This window comes from Burkholderia glumae LMG 2196 = ATCC 33617 (assembly GCF_000960995.1).
In the GTDB taxonomy this organism is placed as follows: Bacteria; Pseudomonadota; Gammaproteobacteria; order Burkholderiales; family Burkholderiaceae; genus Burkholderia; species Burkholderia glumae.
In genome coordinates this window covers 879,053-895,414 of sequence record NZ_CP009434.1, presented here as the reverse complement: position 1 = coordinate 895,414, position 16,362 = coordinate 879,053, and the positions used below count along the sequence as shown (strand labels likewise).

At 71.6% G+C, this 16,362-nt stretch carries 13 protein-coding genes, 1 pseudogene and 1 riboswitch; of the genes and pseudogenes, 7 read left to right on the top strand and 7 right to left on the bottom strand.

Annotated features, from left to right (window positions below; all coding sequences use genetic code 11):
- Positions 1–41: 41 nt before the first annotated feature.
- From KS03_RS05115 to KS03_RS05090, 6 genes are all read left to right on the top strand, one after another.
- The gene (locus KS03_RS05115) at positions 42–1,058 is read left to right on the top strand and encodes an aldo/keto reductase (protein ID WP_015877859.1); all 1,017 of its coding nucleotides are present in this window, start codon (positions 42–44) and stop codon (positions 1,056–1,058) included.
- Complete coding sequence (locus tag KS03_RS05110; RefSeq protein WP_015877860.1) at positions 1,055–1,939, top strand: amidohydrolase family protein; 885 nt, start codon at positions 1,055–1,057, stop codon at positions 1,937–1,939. The genes KS03_RS05115 and KS03_RS05110 overlap by 4 nt, the downstream gene beginning before the upstream one ends.
- 12 nt (positions 1,940–1,951) lie before the next feature.
- Positions 1,952–2,962, top strand: a complete 1,011-nt coding sequence (locus tag KS03_RS05105; protein WP_015877861.1) for a zinc-binding alcohol dehydrogenase family protein — start codon at positions 1,952–1,954, stop codon at positions 2,960–2,962.
- A 31-nt stretch (positions 2,963–2,993) separates the two neighbouring features.
- Positions 2,994–4,136: a mannitol dehydrogenase family protein gene (locus KS03_RS05100; RefSeq protein ID WP_015877862.1), complete on the top strand. Its 1,143-nt coding sequence runs from the start codon at positions 2,994–2,996 to the stop codon at positions 4,134–4,136.
- 14 nt (positions 4,137–4,150) lie between these two features.
- Positions 4,151–5,677 (top strand): UxaA family hydrolase, encoded by a 1,527-nt coding sequence (locus tag KS03_RS05095; RefSeq protein WP_015877863.1) that lies wholly within the window; start codon positions 4,151–4,153, stop codon positions 5,675–5,677.
- 64 nt (positions 5,678–5,741) lie between these two features.
- The gene (locus tag KS03_RS05090; RefSeq protein ID WP_015877864.1) at positions 5,742–6,044 is read left to right on the top strand and encodes a hypothetical protein; all 303 of its coding nucleotides are present in this window, start codon (positions 5,742–5,744) and stop codon (positions 6,042–6,044) included.
- A gap of 73 nt (positions 6,045–6,117) precedes the next feature.
- Here the strand turns inward: KS03_RS05090 and KS03_RS05085 are convergent, their stop codons facing one another.
- Together KS03_RS05085 and KS03_RS05080 are read right to left on the bottom strand one after the other, a co-directional pair.
- Positions 6,118–6,567 (bottom strand): PA2169 family four-helix-bundle protein, encoded by a 450-nt coding sequence (locus KS03_RS05085; RefSeq protein WP_015877865.1) that lies wholly within the window; start codon positions 6,565–6,567, stop codon positions 6,118–6,120.
- Positions 6,568–7,074: 507 nt separating this feature from the next.
- Positions 7,075–8,316 (bottom strand): NAD(P)/FAD-dependent oxidoreductase, encoded by a 1,242-nt coding sequence (locus tag KS03_RS05080; RefSeq protein WP_015877866.1) that lies wholly within the window; start codon positions 8,314–8,316, stop codon positions 7,075–7,077.
- An 823-nt stretch (positions 8,317–9,139) separates the two neighbouring features.
- On the opposite strand from KS03_RS05080, the gene KS03_RS05070 reads away from it, so the two are divergent.
- Positions 9,140–9,991 (top strand): alpha/beta fold hydrolase, encoded by an 852-nt coding sequence (locus KS03_RS05070; RefSeq protein ID WP_015877867.1) that lies wholly within the window; start codon positions 9,140–9,142, stop codon positions 9,989–9,991.
- Between the two features lie 330 nt (positions 9,992–10,321).
- Here the strand turns inward: KS03_RS05070 and KS03_RS05065 are convergent, their stop codons facing one another.
- From KS03_RS05065 to KS03_RS05045, 5 genes and pseudogenes are all read right to left on the bottom strand, one after another.
- The gene (locus tag KS03_RS05065) at positions 10,322–11,320 is read right to left on the bottom strand and encodes a sodium:calcium antiporter (protein WP_035978443.1); all 999 of its coding nucleotides are present in this window, start codon (positions 11,318–11,320) and stop codon (positions 10,322–10,324) included.
- 67 nt (positions 11,321–11,387) lie between these two features.
- A riboswitch (yybP-ykoY riboswitch) is annotated at positions 11,388–11,573 on the bottom strand.
- A 223-nt stretch (positions 11,574–11,796) separates the two neighbouring features.
- A complete protein-coding gene (maiA, locus tag KS03_RS05060; protein WP_015877869.1) occupies positions 11,797–12,465 on the bottom strand; it encodes a maleylacetoacetate isomerase in 669 nt (222 codons plus the stop codon).
- Positions 12,458–13,795 carry a fumarylacetoacetase gene (gene fahA, locus KS03_RS05055; RefSeq protein ID WP_015877870.1) on the bottom strand — a complete coding sequence of 446 codons (1,338 nt, stop codon included), beginning with the start codon at positions 13,793–13,795 and terminating at the stop codon, positions 12,458–12,460. The genes maiA and fahA overlap by 8 nt, the downstream gene beginning before the upstream one ends.
- Positions 13,792–15,159, bottom strand: coding sequence for a homogentisate 1,2-dioxygenase (hmgA, locus tag KS03_RS05050; RefSeq protein WP_045678791.1), 1,368 nt, complete (start codon positions 15,157–15,159; stop codon positions 13,792–13,794). The genes fahA and hmgA overlap by 4 nt, the downstream gene beginning before the upstream one ends.
- A gap of 607 nt (positions 15,160–15,766) precedes the next feature.
- Positions 15,767–16,129 (bottom strand): annotated as a pseudogene (locus tag KS03_RS05045) (transposase); the annotation flags it as partial.
- Between the last annotated feature and the right edge of the window lie 233 nt (positions 16,130–16,362).

Here is a 16,362-nt window from a genome sequence, read left to right as displayed (position 1 = left end):
CGCCCCTCTCAACCCTGCTTGCTCATTTGCCTGGTGGCATCATGAACGCTCACGATACCCGCGCCCTGCCTCGCAACGGGCTGCCGCTGACGGCGCTCGGCCTCGGCTGCTCGCAGCTGGGCGGCCTCTACACGGCCATGGCGGACGCCGAGGCCGACGCGCTGATGGACGCGGCCTGGGCCGCCGGCCTGCGCTACTTCGATTCCGCGCCCTATTACGGCTACACGCTCTCGGAGCGCCGCGTCGGGCGCTCGCTCGCGGCACGCCCGCGCGACGCGTTCACCCTGAGCACCAAGGTGGGCCGCCTGATGCGGCCCGACGCGAGCGTGCGGCCCGGCGACGACGGCTGGGCCGCGCCGCTGCCGTTCCGCCCCGTCTTCGACTATAGCTACGACGGCATCCTGCGCTCCTACGAAGACAGCCGGCAGCGGCTCGGCCTGGCGAAGATCGACGTGCTGTACGTCCACGACATCGGCCGCATGACGCACGGCGAGCGCCATGCGCAGCATTGGGACAGCTTGACCAGGGGCGGCGGCTTTCGCGCGCTGGAAGCGCTGCGCGAGGCCGGCGAGATCGGCGCGTTCGGCCTGGGCGTCAACGAATGGGAAGTGGCCGCCGATGCGCTCGACGAGGCGGCGCTCGACGTCATCCTGCTGGCCGGCCGCTACACGCTGCTCGAGCAGACGGCGCTGGCGCCGCTGCTCGACCGCTGCCTGCGGGCCGGCACGGGCCTCGTCGTCGGCGGCGTGTTCAACTCCGGCCTGCTGACCGGCAACGGCAAATTCAACTACGCCGACGCGCCCGCCGACGTGATCGACAAGGCCGCGCGGCTCGCGGCCGTCTGCGCGCGCTTCGCGGTCCCGCTGCCGGCCGCGGCGCTGCAGTTCCCGTTCGCCCACCCGGCGGTGGTGTCGTGCCTGGTCGGCGCGCGCAGCGTGGCGCAGTTGCAGCAGAACATCGCCTGGCTCGAGCACGAGATTCCCGGCGCGCTGTGGGACGCGCTTCGGCACGAGGCGCTGATCGACGAGGCGGCGCCGGTGCCGGGGAGCGCGAGATGATGCCGAGAGTCGACGCTCACCAGCATTACTGGCGCATCGCCGCGCGCGGGGGCTATTGGCCGCCCGGCGAGCTGCGGGCGATCTTCCGCGATTTCACCCCGCCGGACCTGGCGCCGGAACTCGAGGCCGCCGGCATCGACGGCACCGTGCTCGTGCAGTCGCTGCCCACCGAGGCGGACACGCAGTATCTGCTCGAGCTGGCCGCCGGCACCGACTCGGTCTGGGCGGTGGTCGGCTGGGTCGATCTGAAGGGCGCCGACGCCGCGAGTCGGATCGCAAGCTTTGCCGCGCACCCGAAGGCGCGCGGCCTGCGGCCGATGCTGCAGGATCTCGCCGACGACGCCTGGATAGACGATCCCGCACTGGAGCCGGCCGTGGCCGCCATGCTGGCGCACCGGCTGTGCTTCGACGCCCTGGTGCTGCCGCGCCATCTGGATGCGCTGCTCGCCTTCGCGCAACGCTTCCCCGACTTGCCGATCGTCATCGACCACGGCGCGAAGCCGGCCATCGCGCGCGGGGAAAGCGAGCCGTGGCGGGCGCGCATGACGCGTCTGGCGAGCCTGCCGAACGTCCATTGCAAGCTGTCGGGCCTCTGGACCGAGGCCGGCGCGGCAGCGGATCGCGACGCGCTGGACACGCGCAGCTGGCCCTACGTGCAGGCGCTTGCCGAGCTGTTCGGCCCGCGCCGCCTGATGTGGGGCAGCGACTGGCCGGTGCTGCGCCTGGCCGACGGCTGCAACGGCTACGCCGACTGGCTGGCCGCCTGCGAGGAACAGGGCAGGCGCGCCTTCGGCCCCGATGCCGCTGGCGACCTGTTCGGCGGCAATGCGTGCCGTTTCTACGGAATCGGCCCGTCGGGCCGGTCCACCCGATCCCAATGAAAGGAGCTTCCCATGCTTAGCGTGATCTGCGAAGCGCCCGGCGTGCTGCGGGCACTGCAACGCGACCTGCCCGTGCGCGGCAGCGGCGAAATACTGTTGCGCGTGAGCCGGGTCGGCATTTGCGGCACCGACCTGCACATCTTCACCGGCAATCAGCCCTACCTCGAATATCCGCGCGTGATGGGCCACGAGCTGTCGGCGGTCGTCGTCGAGGCCGAGGCCGATTCCGGCTTCGAAGCGGGCGACGGCGTCTACGTCATGCCCTATCTGTCGTGCGGACACTGCGTGGCCTGCCGCCAGGGCAAAACCAACTGCTGCGTCGACATCAAGGTGCTGGGCGTGCATCGGGACGGCGCCTTCACCGAGTATCTGAGCGTTCCCGCGCAGTTCGTGCACAAGGCCGAGGGCGTCTCGCTCGACCAGGCCGCGATGCTCGAGTTCCTGGCCATCGGCGCGCACGCCGTGCGGCGCGCGGAGGTGCAGCCGGGCCAGCGCGTGCTCGTGGTCGGAGCGGGGCCGATCGGCATGGCGGCGATGATCTTCGCGCAGCTGCGCGGCGGCACGGTGACCTGCCTCGACACGCGCGCCGACCGCCTGGCGTTCTGCCGGTCGCAGCTCGGCATCGCCGCGACGGTGCCGGTGGGCGAAGGCGATGCGGCGCAGCTGGCCGCGCTGACGAACGGCGAGTTCTTCGACGTCGTGTTCGACGCGACCGGCAACATCGACGCCATGAACCGCGGCTTCGCGTTCGTCGCGCACGGCGGGCGGTACGTGCTGATCTCGATCGTGCCGGGCCAGGTGACGTTCTCGGATCCGGAGTTTCACAAGCGCGAGATGACGCTGCTGGCGAGCCGCAACGCCACGGCCGTCGATTTCGACACCGTGCTGGCGGCGATGCGCGACGGGCACATCCCCGACCAGGCGCTGAACACGCACCGCATGCGGCTGGCCGACGTGCCCGAGGCGCTGCCGCGGCTGCTCGAGCCGGGGCAGACCGTGGTGAAGGCGCTCGTCGAGTGTTGACCGGCATGCCAACGCAACCAGGACCCGCCGCATGAGCGTCCCCATCCTCCAGTTCGGCACGAGCCGGTTCCTGCTCGCGCATGCCGCCTTCTTCGTGTCCGAGGCGCTCGCGCGCGGCGAGGCGATCGGCAGCATCGGCGTGGTGCAGACCACCTCGAACCCGGCCAGCCGCGCCCGCATCGAGGCGCTGGCCGCGGCCGGCCGCTATCCGGTGCGCATCCGCGGACTGGCCGACGGCGCCGTGATCGACCGCGTCGTGCCATGCGAGGCGGTGCGCCAGGCCTGGACCGCCGCGGCCGACTGGGCCGCGATCCGCCAGGCCGTCGTCGACGAGGTGCGCGTCATCGTGTCGAACACGGCCGATGCCGGCTACCGGCTCGACGCGCGCGACTCGGCCGAGGCGCTCGCCGACCCGGCCCGGGTGCCGCACAGCTTCCCGGCGAAGCTGCTGACGCTGCTTCATGCGCGCTGGCAGCAGCGCCCCGACGACGGCCTCACGCTGCTGCCCTGCGAGCTGATCGCGCACAACGGCGACACGCTGCGCGACATCGTGCTGGATCTGGCCCGGCAGTGGCGCCTGCCCGACGGCTTGCTCGCCTACCTGCGGCACACCTGCGTCTGGGTGAATTCGCTCGTGGACCGGATCGTGTCCGAGGCGATCGATCCGGTGGGCGCGATCGCCGAGCCATACGCACTGTGGGCCATCGAGCGGCAGGCCGGCATGACGCTGCCCTGCACGCACGAGCAGATCGTCGTGACGGACGACCTGGTCAGCCACGAACGCCTGAAACTGTTCTTCCTCAACCTGGGCCACACCTGGCTGGCCGAGCAGTGGCTGCGCGACGGCCGCCCGCCCGACGAAACGGTGCGCGAGGCGCTCGCCGATGCGCGGCTCAGCGACGGGATCGAGCACGTCTGGCGCGACGAGGTGCTGCCGGTGTTCGCGGCCCTGGGCCAGCGCGAGGCGGCCGAGCGCTATATCGACACGGTGCGCGACCGTCTGCTCAACCCCTACCTGAACCACCGCATCGCGGACATCGCGACTCACCACGACGAAAAGATCCGGCGCCGGATTCGCCCCTTGATCGCGCTGGCGGACGCGCATGTCCCGGGCCACGCCCAACCGCGCCTGCGCGGCCTGCTGGCCGGGCGCGACCTGCCGGAACCGACTTGAGAGGAACACGCATCATGAATGCAGGCACGCTCCTGAAACTCCACCGCGACGACAACGTCGCGCTGGCCCTGCGCGCGCTCGATGCCGGCGACGTCGTCGAGCTCGACGGGCATTCCCTGGCGGTGCGCACGCCGGTGCCGGCCGGCCACAAGATCGCGATCCGCGCGCTGGCCCGGGGCGACCGCGTGACCAAGTACCGGCAGACGATCGGCGTGGCGAGCGCCGCGATCGAGGCGGGCGAGCACGTGCACGTGCACAACGTGGACATGCCCGAGCATCCGGCCGGCGGCGCGCCGCTCGGCACCGCGGCGCCGCCGGCGGCCGGCGCCGCGCTGTCCGACACGTTCATGGGCTTCGTGCGCCCCGACGGCCAGGTCGGCACGCGCAACTACATCGGCGTGATCGCGAGCGTCAATTGCTCGGCCACGGTTTGCCACGCCATCGCGGATGCGTTCCGCGGGCCGGCGCTCGACGCGTTTCCGGAGGTGGACGGCGTGGTCGCGATCACGCACCAGGGCGGATGCGGGCTGGCCGCCACCGGCGACGGCATCGACCTGCTGCGCCGCACGCTGGCCGGCTATGCCCGCAATCCGAATTTCGGCGGCATCCTGCTCGTCGGCCTGGGCTGCGAGGTCAACCAGCTCGACGGCGTGCTCGCCCTGCTCGACGCGCCCGGCGCCGATCCGGTGCGCACCCTCGTGATCCAGGACGAAGGCGGCGTGCGCCAGACCGTGGCGCGCGGGGTGGCCATCGTGCAGGACCTGCTCGACCGCGCCGGCCGCGCGCGCCGCACGCCGGTCTGCGCCTCGCAGCTGAAGGTCGGCCTGCAATGCGGCGGCTCGGACGGCTATTCCGGCATCACCGGCAATCCCGCGCTCGGCGCGGCCGTGGATCTGCTGGTGCGCCACGGCGGCACCGCGATCCTGTCGGAGACGCCGGAAATCTACGGCGCCGAGCACCTGCTGACGGCGCGGGCCGCCTCCGGCGACGTCGCGCAGCGCCTGCTCGACAGGCTGCAATGGTGGGAGCGTTACGCCGCGGACAACGGCGGGGAGCTGAACAACAATCCGTCGCCCGGCAACAAGGCCGGCGGCATCACCACCATCCTCGAGAAATCGCTGGGCGCGGTATCGAAGGGCGGCAGCTCGCCGCTGAACGCGGTGTACGACTACGCCGAGCCGGTGGCCGCGCGCGGCCTGGTGTTCATGGACACGCCCGGCTACGACCCGGTCTCGGCCACCGGGCAGGTGGCGGGCGGGGCGAACCTGATTTGCTTCACGACCGGCCGCGGCTCGGTGTTCGGCTCGAAGCCGGTGCCCACCATCAAGATCGCGACCACCACCGGCCTGTTCGAGCGGATGCGCGCCGACATGGATTTCAACAGTGGCCCGATCGTCGACGGCCAGCTCGAGGTGGCGGCCGCGGGCGAGCAGTTGTTTCGCCTGATGCTGGAGGTCGCCTCGGGGCGCCGGACCTGCGGCGAGGACAACGGCATCGGCGACCGCGAGTTCGTGCCCTGGCTGCGCGGGGCGGTAATGTGACCGGCGACGCCGCGGCGCGGAGGTGCGACGCGTCAAGCCGGCCCTCGCATGATCGGGAGAGCGAATGAAGCACGGGCCCCTCGAGACAGGCGCGCGCCAAGCGCGCGAACAGCAGGCCGACGCGGCAGCGCTCTGCGCTTCACTGTCCCCGCTGGAGCGCTCGCTGATGCGCGAGGCGTTGCTGCTGCTGATCGATTCGCGCCGCCAGGCATTGGCGCTGACCGAGCAGGTGTGCCGGCAGCGGCACCTCGCGGCGCCTTCCATCCAGGACTTTCACCTTCCCACGGCGCTGCGCCTGCTGCGCGAATTCGGCGCCGGCGGAGCGCCGGGCGAGGCCGGCGACGAGGCCGCGCGCGGCGCCCCGTGAGCTTGCGGCCCCGGGGCACGGCGCACGCCGGCGGCCCCGTGCCACCGGCCCGGCATCGCCGCGGCGCCGGCCGTCAGCGGCTCGCGAACTGGTCGCGCAAGTCACGAACGCGATCGTGATTCTGCAACACGCCCTGGTACTGCCGCTCGATCAGGGTGCGCACCTCGATGGGCAGATCGTCCTTTTCGAGCGCGTCGTGATAGCGCTTCTTCGCGGCATCCTCGCCGCGCTCGCACTCGGTGAGGATGTCGTGGTCGCTGCGGTCGGTGACGGCCGACTTGAGATTGACCCAGCCGCGATGCAGCGCGCCCGTGGCCGAGCCGCTCGTCTTGGGATCGCCCCCGAGTTGCTGGACCAGCGCCTGCAGTTCGCCGGCACTGCGCGCGCAATCGGCGGCACGCGTCTGGAACAGCGTCTTCAGCTGCGGATCGTGGGCATCCTCGGCCGCTTTCTCGAAGCCCAGCTGCCCGTCCTTCGACGTTTCGACCAGATCGTTCAGAACCGACACAACGTGGGTGCTCATGGCGTATCTCCTCATGGGTGGAAGCAAGAGTGCCGTCAGGCGGCAAGCCTTTCGAGCAAACGCCATACCCATCGCCGCGCCGGGCGACGGCGCGGCCCGTCACCGCGCGCGGGCCGCCGGCCTCGTCGGACAGCGGGACTCGCCGCGGCGCCCGCATCGGCACGCCGCGACGGGCCGCCGCAGCGGCAGCAAATACAAACGCCGAGCCGCTTTTTTCATGCTCGGCGGCCAACCGGCACGCACGGGCGAGAGGACACCAGCGGGCGGCGCCGGTGGGTCATGCCGAGGCGGGCAGCGGCGGGCTGGCCATGGCGGCAGCCCTGTACCGCGCAGCCAACGCGCCGGGCGCTCTCGCGCCCGGTCGCGGGGGCGGCGCGCGCCACGACAACGGCGGCCGGCGGGCCAGGCCGCGCGACCCGCGACGGCGCGGCCGCGAGGCCGGGGCAGACGGCGCCATGCACCGGCCGCCTCGCACGCGGCCGGCGCCCGCCACGCCGCCGCCGGCACTCAGACGCTCGCGGCCGGCATGCGCGCCTGCAGCGGCACCGACACGTCCTCGAGCTGCTCGCGCGTCAGCACGACGTCGGCCGCGATCAAGGCGCGCCCCTGCACGTACTCCTTGGTCGCGTTCACGGCGTCGAGCGCGATCACGCGGCCGCCGCGCAGATAGAGCACCACGAACGCACGCGCGGCCACGTCGCCGCGCACCACCACCTCGTCATGGCCGTCGGCAATCCCGGCCATCTGGATGCGCAGGTCGTATTGGGTCGACCAGAACCACGGTACGCCCGGCTTCGGCGCCGGCTTGCCGGTGATCGCCGCGGCCACGATGCCGGCCTGCTCGACCGCGTTCGGCACGCTCTCGATGCGCCGTGCGCCGCCCGCCACGAGCGGATGCGCGCGGCACGCGCAATCGCCGATCGCGTAGACGTCGGGCAAGCTGGTCAGGCACGCCTCGTCCACGTCCACGCCGTTGCTGCCCCGCGCGCCCGCGTCGAGCAGCGGCTGTGCGTTCGGCACGATGCCGATGCCGACGATCACGAGGTCAGCGGCGATCGAGCGGCCGTCGGCCAGCTCGACCGAGGCCACGCGCCCGTCGCGGCCCGCGAGCGCGGCGACCTGCGCCCCCGTCACGATCTCCACGCCGCGGCCGCGATGCTCGGCCTCGACGAATGCCGACAGCGCCTCGCCGGCCACGCGTGCGAGCAGGCGCGCCTGCGCCTCGACCACCGTCACGCGCACACCGCCCAGCTTGGTCAGCGCCGCGGCCGCCTCGAGCCCCACGTAGCCGCCGCCCACCACCACCACCTGCTCACGTCCGGCGAGATCCGCCTTCAGCGCATCGATGTCGCGCTTGGCGCGGATCACGTGGACGCCGTCGAGCATCGCGCCCTCGCAGGCGAGCCGGCGCGGCGTGCCGCCCGCGGCCCATACCAGCTTGCCGTAACGCAAGCTGCGGCCATCGGCCAGGCGCAGCAGGTGCGCCTGCGGATCGACGGCCTCGACGCGATGCGCGAGGCGCACGTCGATCGCGCGTTCGAGCCAGGCCTCCGGCGTGCGGAAGCGGATCTGCTCGGTGCCGCGCTCACCCGTCAGATAGTCCTTCGTCAGCGGCGGCCGCTCGTAGGGCGGCTCGGTCTCGTCCGACAGCAGCGCGACGCTGCCCTCGAAGCCGGACTTGCGCAGTTCGGCCGCGCAGTTCGCGCCCGCATGCCCCGCCCCGACGATCACCACATCCAGTACGTCCATGCTTCGTTCCTTTGTTCAGTTGCGTCCGTGGTCCGGCCGGACGCGATCCCGGCGGCAGCGCGCGCCGGCGCATCCGGTGCACCGCGGCGGCAGGCCTAACGAAATGAAACAGCAGCCATCGCGCGGCGCGAGGCGGCAAGCAAGCCGTTTGGCCCACGCATCGGCGAACCGCGAGTATCGCCGTTCGGCGCGTGGGCATCAATCGGCACGCGCCGCCATGCGCGGCGCCGGCGGCGGCCGTGCGACGCGTGATTCGCGTGGGCACGCGCCGCCACGGCGATCGTGCGAAGCGCCGCAGAGCGGCGCGCGTCGAGCAGGCCGGGCATGAGGCCCAGCGCCTCGGCCGATTCGTTCGGGCTGCCTAGTAATCTCGGGCTCGGGCGGACACCCGCGCGCCACGCCGGCCCGCGCGCCGAGGCAACGGCCAGGAAAGGCGCGCCCGTCTTGCCGCAGGATGGCGCCTGCAGAGTCTCGTGCGCCCGCACGCCGAACTGGCGCAGGTCCGGCCAGCCGCGCCGCGACGTGCAGCGAGCGGTTCGCTGTCGGCGAGCGCGCCGCCCATGCCCCACCGGGTCGCGCCCACTTATGCGCGACGAATCGCCCCTTGTCAATTTCGATTACCGCAAATCCAAACAACAATCGCGAGTCACGACGCGGACTTCCAGCGGTCCGCCAAAAACACCGAAAACCCTTTCCCAGCAAGTATTTCCGCCAAACAGAAAGGATTGAGAAAGGTTGCCTGCTCGTTGTCGTTTTTTTGCACAGACGTGAAATATCAGGGAAATCCATTATCATGGCGCCCGTAGCCGCTCAAACAACCATCGTGAACCCCGTCGCCTCTCTCGCCGCCCCCGTCTCGCTGGACCTGCCCGGTACCGGCCCCGTCATCAAGATGCCCTATGTCCGGACGGGCGAAGGCGAGCTCGTCGTGTTCGTACACGGCTCGCTCTGCGATTTCCGCTTCTGGCAGCCGCAACTGAACGGCCTCGCACCGAATTTCGCCTGCATTGCGCCGAGCCTCACGCACTACTGGCCGGCCGAGCCGTCGGACGATCTGCCCACCTTCAGCTGGAGCACGCACGCGGACCAGCTCGGCGCGTTCGTGCGCCAGTTGGACGCCGGCCCGGTCCATCTGGTCGGGCATTCGCGCGGCGGCTCGGTGGCCTTCCACATGGCGCTGCGCTTTCCGGAACTGGTGCGCTCGCTCACGCTCTGCGACCCGGGCGGCGGCTTGAGCGGCGTGCCGAACCCGGCCGCGCCCGCCGCCTCGCTCGAAACCAAGCGCCTGCGCACGCGCGCCGTCACGCTGATCGCGAACGGCGAAGTGGCTGCCGGCCTCGAGCTGTTCGTCGACTCGGTGAGCCGCGCGGGCACCTGGCAGAAGAGTTCGCCGGGCTTTCGCACCATGGCCACCGACAATGCGCGCACGCTGTCGATGCAACTGCGCGACCCGCTGCCCGCCTATTCGGCGGAACTGGCCGGCCGCATCGCCTGCCCGACGCTGCTGATCGAAGGCGAGAAGAGCCCCGCGATGTTCCGCGAGAACGTCAGCGCGCTCACCGGCTGGATCGCGAACGCCTCGCGCGTCACGATCGAAGGCGCCTCGCATGGCATGAATCTGGCGCGCCCGAGCGCCTTCAACCGCCATCTGACGGCGTTCCTGCAAGGCGTCTGAGCCAGGCCGCGGCGGCCGCCGGCGCACCGGCGGCATGCGGGCCGCGCCCGCCGCTCCGGCATATCGAGCCATCGGCGCCGGCTGCACCGCGCCCCGTTTCGCCAGCCCGCCGTGCCTGCGGCGGCGCGACATCTACCAGCCTGCCAAAACGCCGTGTTCGCCGCCGGCGAGACCGCCTCCCGCTCCCGCTTCGTGCCGGCCCGGCCGGCGCCGGCCGGCATGCGTCGCGATGCGCTCCAGGTGCCGGCCGGGGCCGCGGGACGCGGGTACGGTTCACGCCGTGCGAGCGCGGGCCAGGCCGCCCCGCTCCCGCACCGCGGATCACGAACCTCAGATCACGAACAGCAGCGCGGCGAACACCGCATAGAGACCGCCCACGCAGGCCAGCAGGCCGCTGCTGACCCGCGGCGCGCGAAACACGAACTGCAGGAACACGATCGCGATCGCCGTCATCACCGCCGCGAGGATCGAAGGCGACGCCAGGTGCCACGGCGTGAAGAACAGGCCGAACGCGGTGGGGATCGTCGCCTGGATCATCATCGCGCCGCTGATATTGGCGAGCGCGAGCCGCTCCTTGCGCTGGCGCACCCAGATCACCGCGTTCATGATCTCGGGCAGCTCGGTCGCGATCGGGCTGAACAGCAGCGCCGTCAGCTGCGGGCTCAGGCCGAGCCACGGCCCCACCGCGCCGATCTGGCCGACGAACAGGTGCGAGGCGGCGAAGATCACCACCAGCGCGCCCAGCGTCTGCAGGATCACCCAGCCGAGCGCCGGGTCGTCCGAGCGCGGCCGCAGCATCAGCGGCTCGAGTTCGTCGTGGGCGGCGCCGTCGCCGTCGGCCGTCAGCTCGCGCCAGCAGTAGAACGCATAGGCCGCCAGGAACGCGATGCCGAGCAGCGGCTTGAACTGGAACACCACCAGGCCGAGGCCGATCTTGGCGACGAAGATCGCGAGAAACCAGAGCTGGTCGCGGCGCAGCTGCGCGGTGTTTGCGTCCACCCCGGCCTTGGCATCGCGGCCCGCGCGGCGCGCGACGGCCAGCAGCGCGAAGCCCACCACCGAGTAGGCCACGGTGCTCAACGCCAGCGGGCCGCCGATCGCGGCGCCCACGCCGATCTCCTTGTGCGCCGGCGTGGTGCCGAAGGCGACCGCCACCAGCGTGACCACGCTCTCGGGCAGCGCGGTGCCGAACGCGGCGAGGATCGTGCCGGTGGCCGTCTGCGTCAGGTTCAGCTTGCGGCCGAGCCATTCCACGCCGTTCACGAAGGTTTCGCAGGAAAAATAGATGATGCCGGCCGCCGCCAGCAGCAGGGCGAAAGTCACGACCATCGCGCGCACCTCGCCACGACGATGTCTACCGGGAATGGGGATGTGAGGAACATCTGTTGTTATCTCCAGGGCCGGGCGACGCAACCATGACGCTGCCCTCCGCCCGGCCCGGGTGGAAGGGTAACGTCATAAGTCTCGTCAGGCCGTGGAAACGGCTGCCGGCGCCATGGCCGGGTTCGGCCAAATATGTTGACGACGGCGCTTCGCGTGGGGGGCGAAGCAGACTACTCCCCTAGGACAGGCGCTATTCTAGCCGAACCTCGTGACAGTATCGAATTTTGTCGTGCCAGGGCGCACCGGCCGCGAGCCGCCTGCGCGCGCGGCCTCGCGGCTCGGAGGACGAGGGCCGCGCTGCGGGAGCCGGGTGCCGCCGCGCCGCCGGCGGGCGAGTCGAACCGGATCTGGCCGGCCCGGGCCGACTCGGACGAACCGCGATCATGCCAATCGCGGCGCCGGCAGGCTGCCGGCAAGACGCGCTAGGCGGGCGGCGGCTCCGCGTCGGGCTGCAGCGACGGCTCGGCGCGCGCGAAGGCCGGCAGCGCCGCCGCGTGCCCGTACAGGCGCATGAGCGTGGGGTAGGCATCGAGCGGCACCGCGAAGCGTTTCGCATTCCACACCTGCGGCACCAGGCAGAGATCGGCCAGCCCCGGCGTGTCGCCGAACACGCAGCGGCCCACGCGCGGCTCGGCGGCGAGCCGGCGTTCGAGCGAGGCGAAGCCGAGCCCGATCCAGTGCGCGTACCAGGCGCTTTTCTGCGCGTCGCTGACGCCGAGCGTGGCCTTCAGGTAGCTCAGCACGCGCAGGTTGTTGAGCGGATGGATCTCGCAGGCGATCTGCAGCGCGACCGCGCGCACGTAGGCGCGATCGGCCGGAGCCGAGGGCAGCAGCGGCGGCTGCGGAAAGCACTCGTCGAGGTATTCGACGATCGCGAGCGACTGCGCGAGCGGCGGCCCGTCGCCGTCGACGAAGGCGGGCACCACGCCGTCGGGCTGGATCTGCCGGTACGCCTCGCCGAGCTGCTCGCCGCCGCCGCGCAGCAGATGCACGGGAATCTGCCGGTAGTCGATGCCCTTCAGGTTCAGCGCGATGCGCACGCGGTACGACGCCGAGCTGCGGAAATAGCCGTAGAGCGTGGCCTCAGTCATCGCGCGCCCCGTCTTCCGCGGTATCGGCCAGTGCCGGCAGGATGGTGCCGACACAGCTGCCGAAGCCGATGCGATAGCCGTCGCCGCGGCAGTGGCCGCGCAGCGTCAGGGTATCGCCGTCCTCGATGAAGGTGCGCGTGCCGCCGCCCGCCAGCGCGATCGGCTCCTTGCCGCCCCAGGTCAGTTCCAGCAGGCTGCCGCAGGCGCCCTTGCCCGGCCCGCTGACGGTGCCCGAGCCCATCAGGTCGCCCACCCGCGTGTTGCAGCCCGACACGGTGTGATGCGCGAGTTGCTGCGCCATGGTCCAGTACATGTGCCGGAAGCTGGTGCGCGTGAGAGTGGTGGCCTCGGCCGCGCCGTGCGGCTGCAGTGTCGCTTCGAGCTCGATGTCGAAGCCGTGCGCGCCGGCGTGGCGCAGGTATGGCAGCGGCAGCGGGTCCTGCTTCGGCTGCGCCACGCGAAACGGCTCGAGCGCGTCGAGCGTGACGATCCACGGCGAGATGGTGGTGGCGAAGCCCTTCGCGTTGAACGGCCCGAGCGGCACGTATTCCCATTGCTGGATGTCGCGTGCGCTCCAGTCGTTGAGCAGCACCATGCCGAAGATGTGCGCCTCCGCGGCCTCGCACGCGATCGGCTCGCCCAGCGCGTTGCCGCGCCCGACGATGAAGCCCGTCTCGAGTTCGAGGTCGAGCCGCCGGCTCGCGCCGAACACCGGCCGCTCGCGCTCGGGCAGCTTGAGCTGGCCGCGCGGCCGGCGCACCGGCGTGCCGCTCACCACCACCGACGAGGCGCGCCCGTTGTAGCCGATCGGCATCTCCGACCAGTTCGGCAGCAGCGCATGCTTCGGATCGCGAAACATCATGCCGACGTTGGTCGCATGCTCCTTCGACGAATAGAAGTCCGTGTAGCCGGGGATCTCCACCGGCAGGTGCAGCGTGGCGCCGGCCTGCGGCACGAGTACCGCCTCGCGCAGCGCGGCGTCGTCGCGCAGCCGCGCGTTGTCACGCGCGAACAGCGCGCTCAGCTGCACGCGCACCGCGCGCCATGCCTCGCGCCCGAGCGCGATGAACGCGTTCAGGGTGGGCTGCGCGAACAGCTCGCGCGCGTCGGCGCCGGGCACGGCGAGCAAGCCGGCCTCGGCCAGCACCGCCAGATCGGCGATGCTCTCGCCGAGCGCCACGCCGGCGCGCGGCGCGGCGCGGCCCGCGGTGCCGAAGATGCCGAACGGCAGGTTCTGGATCGGGAAATCGCAGGCCGCGTGGTTGGCGCTGTCCAGCCAGCTGCGCAGCGCGGGCGAGCGCGTCGCGTCGAGATCGGTGACGGGCGTCATCGTTGCTCCGGGTTGAAATGTTTGGCGAGCCCCTGCCAGCAGCGCGCGTAATCGGCCTGCCGCTGCGGGCCGCCCAGCGCGAAGCGGGTGGGCCGCAGCAGCGCGCGCGTCTCGAACATGAAGGCCATGGTGTCGTCGAGCTTGTGCGGCACCGAGGTGTCGGCCGCCGACGCCTTCTCGAACGTGCCGGCGTCCGGTCCGTGCCCGGCCATGCAGTTGTGCAGGCTCGCGCCGCCCGGCACGAAGCCGGCCGCCTTCGCGTCGTAGGCGCCGTGGACGAGCCCCATGAACTCGCTCGCCACGTTGCGGTGGAACCAGGGCGGGCGGAACGTGGCCTCGGCCGCGAGCCAGCGCGGCGGGAAGATCACGAAGTCGAGCGTGTCCACGCCGGGCGTGTCGCTCGGCGCCTGCAGCACGAGGAAGATCGACGGATCGGGATGGTCGTAGCTGATCGAGCCGATGGTGTTGAAGCGGCGCAGATCGTAGCGGTATGGCGCGTAGTTGCCGTGCCAGGCCACCACGTCGAGCGGCGAATGGCCGATCGGCGCACGCCAGAGCCGGCCGTTGAGTTTCGCCACCAGCTCGAACTCGCCCTCGCGATCCTCGTAGGCCGCGTGCGGCGTTTCGAAATCGCGCGGGTTCGCGAGGCCGTTCGAGCCGATCGGCCCGAGATCGGGCAGCTGCAAGGGCTGGCCGAAGTTCTCGCAGAGGTAGCCGCGCGCCTCGCCGTCGGGCAGCGTCACGCTGAAGCGCACGCCGCGCGGGATCACGGCGATCTGCTGCGGCTCGACCTCGAGCCGGCCCAGCTCGGTGGCGATCGCGAGGCGCCCCTGCTGCGGCACGATCAGCAGTTCGCCGTCGGCGTCGTAGAAGAAGCGCCCCTGCATCGACCGGTTGGCGGCGTACAGATGAATCGCGCAGCCGTTCATGGCGGCCGCCGAGCCGTTGCCGGCCATCGTCACCCAGCCGTCGACGAAATCGGTCGGCGCCTCCGGCATCGGCAGCGGGTCCCAGCGCAACGGGTCGGGCGGCGTCGGCGGCACCTCGGCCGAATCGGCGAAGTCCGCCACCAGCGCGGCCGGGGCCTGCGGCCGCGCAAGCGGCGCGAACGGCCCGTGCACGGCGGCCGGGCGAATCCGGTACAGCCAGCTGCGGCGGTTATGGGCGCGCGGCGCCGTGAAGGCGGTGCCGGACAGCTGCTCGGCATAGAGCCCGTAGGGCGCGCGCTGCGGCGAGTTGCGCCCCTCGGGCAGCGCGCCCGGCAGCGCCTCGGTGGCGAAATGGTTCGCGAAGCCGCACTGGTAGCCGGCGCGGCCGGCAGCCTCGATGGCGGATGCCAGGCCGGGCTTCAGGTCGGACTTCATGCCGTGCATCGGGCCGGGCGTCATGCCACGGCTCCGGTCGGGCGGCCCGGGCGCGCGGCGCGGCGCCGGGCGCTGGGCAGCCGGGCGGCGCAACGCCGCCGGTCATCGAACACCATCATGCGGGAAACCTCCGTCGGGGTGACGCGCGGGCCGGGTGGGTGCGCGTCAGTTTTTACGAATTGTATAAATCATATCTCATAGGTGAATTTGCGTTTACCCCTAGGACGGCGGCGGACCGGCGCGTAAGCGGCGGGTGCCCTGCTTCAGCGGCGACCATCGCGAGTTTGCGGAGCTGGCGCGCGGCATGACGAGAAAGCGGGGGAAAGGCGGCAAAGGCTGGGGCACGGCGGACGGATCGCACTGCGATCGCACTTGACTTGCGGGGTGCTGCGGGCGCGAGGTGCGCGCATGCGACAGCATGCGAGCCCGGATCGGCCGGGTGAAAAACGTGTCGAGAACCGTCGTGACGCCGCGCGGGACTACCGGCGCCGTCGTCGGGCGGCTGGCTTCAGCTGACCTCGGACACGTCGTGCAGTTGCGGCTGCGGCAGCATCGGCGCATGCAGCACCATGCGCGGCTGCGGCTCGTGCGGGATGCGCGGTGCGACGGGCAGGCGTTCCGGATTGGCCTTGAGCGTGCGCGGCGACGGCGATTCGATCGCCACGCGCGACCAGTCGATCTTGCCGGCCGACGGCAGCGCCACCATCAGCACGGAGTGGATCTGCTCCCACACGCCCGCCTGCTGCCAGTCGCGCAAGCGGCGCCAGCAGCTCATGCCGGAGCCGTAGCCCATCTCCTGTGGCAGTTGCCCCCAGGGAATGCCCGATTCGAGCACGACCAGGATGCCTGCCATCACCGCCCGGTCGTCGAGCGGCTTGCGCCCCGGATAGCGGGTCCGACGCGGCTTGGGCGGCGGGAGCAGCGGCTGGATCAATGACCACAGCGCATCGTCGAGTATCGGTTCAGTCATGACTACCTCGTCTACAAAATGCCAGATGACACGAATGCCGGCCTGGCCCGCGTCGTGTGACGCGGTCGCCGGGCGGACGGCATCCAGCGGAATCGCCCGCGGCCGGGTCCGGCCTACCGGCCGGCACGACGGGCTTGGAATTCTCAAGACCGGCCCGAACCGGCCGGCCGCACTGCAGGTGCGGCGGCCCGTCCGAACCGGGACACGCCCCGACGCGCCGATCCCGGCAGCGA

Coding starts and splice junctions, on each gene's coding strand:
- KS03_RS05110 (WP_015877860.1), top strand. CDS start 1,055: ATGATGCCGAGAGTCGACGCTCACCAGCATTACTGGCGCATCGCCGCG.
- KS03_RS05105 (WP_015877861.1), top strand. CDS start 1,952: ATGCTTAGCGTGATCTGCGAAGCGCCCGGCGTGCTGCGGGCACTGCAA.
- hmgA (WP_045678791.1), bottom strand. CDS start 15,159: ATGAAGTCCGACCTGAAGCCCGGCCTGGCATCCGCCATCGAGGCTGCC.
- KS03_RS05095 (WP_015877863.1), top strand. CDS start 4,151: ATGAATGCAGGCACGCTCCTGAAACTCCACCGCGACGACAACGTCGCG.
- maiA (WP_015877869.1), bottom strand. CDS start 12,465: ATGACTGAGGCCACGCTCTACGGCTATTTCCGCAGCTCGGCGTCGTAC.
- KS03_RS05065 (WP_035978443.1), bottom strand. CDS start 11,320: ATGGTCGTGACTTTCGCCCTGCTGCTGGCGGCGGCCGGCATCATCTAT.
- KS03_RS05080 (WP_015877866.1), bottom strand. CDS start 8,316: ATGGACGTACTGGATGTGGTGATCGTCGGGGCGGGGCATGCGGGCGCG.
- KS03_RS05090 (WP_015877864.1), top strand. CDS start 5,742: ATGAAGCACGGGCCCCTCGAGACAGGCGCGCGCCAAGCGCGCGAACAG.
- fahA (WP_015877870.1), bottom strand. CDS start 13,795: ATGACGCCCGTCACCGATCTCGACGCGACGCGCTCGCCCGCGCTGCGC.
- KS03_RS05115 (WP_015877859.1), top strand. CDS start 42: ATGAACGCTCACGATACCCGCGCCCTGCCTCGCAACGGGCTGCCGCTG.
- KS03_RS05085 (WP_015877865.1), bottom strand. CDS start 6,567: ATGAGCACCCACGTTGTGTCGGTTCTGAACGATCTGGTCGAAACGTCG.
- KS03_RS05100 (WP_015877862.1), top strand. CDS start 2,994: ATGAGCGTCCCCATCCTCCAGTTCGGCACGAGCCGGTTCCTGCTCGCG.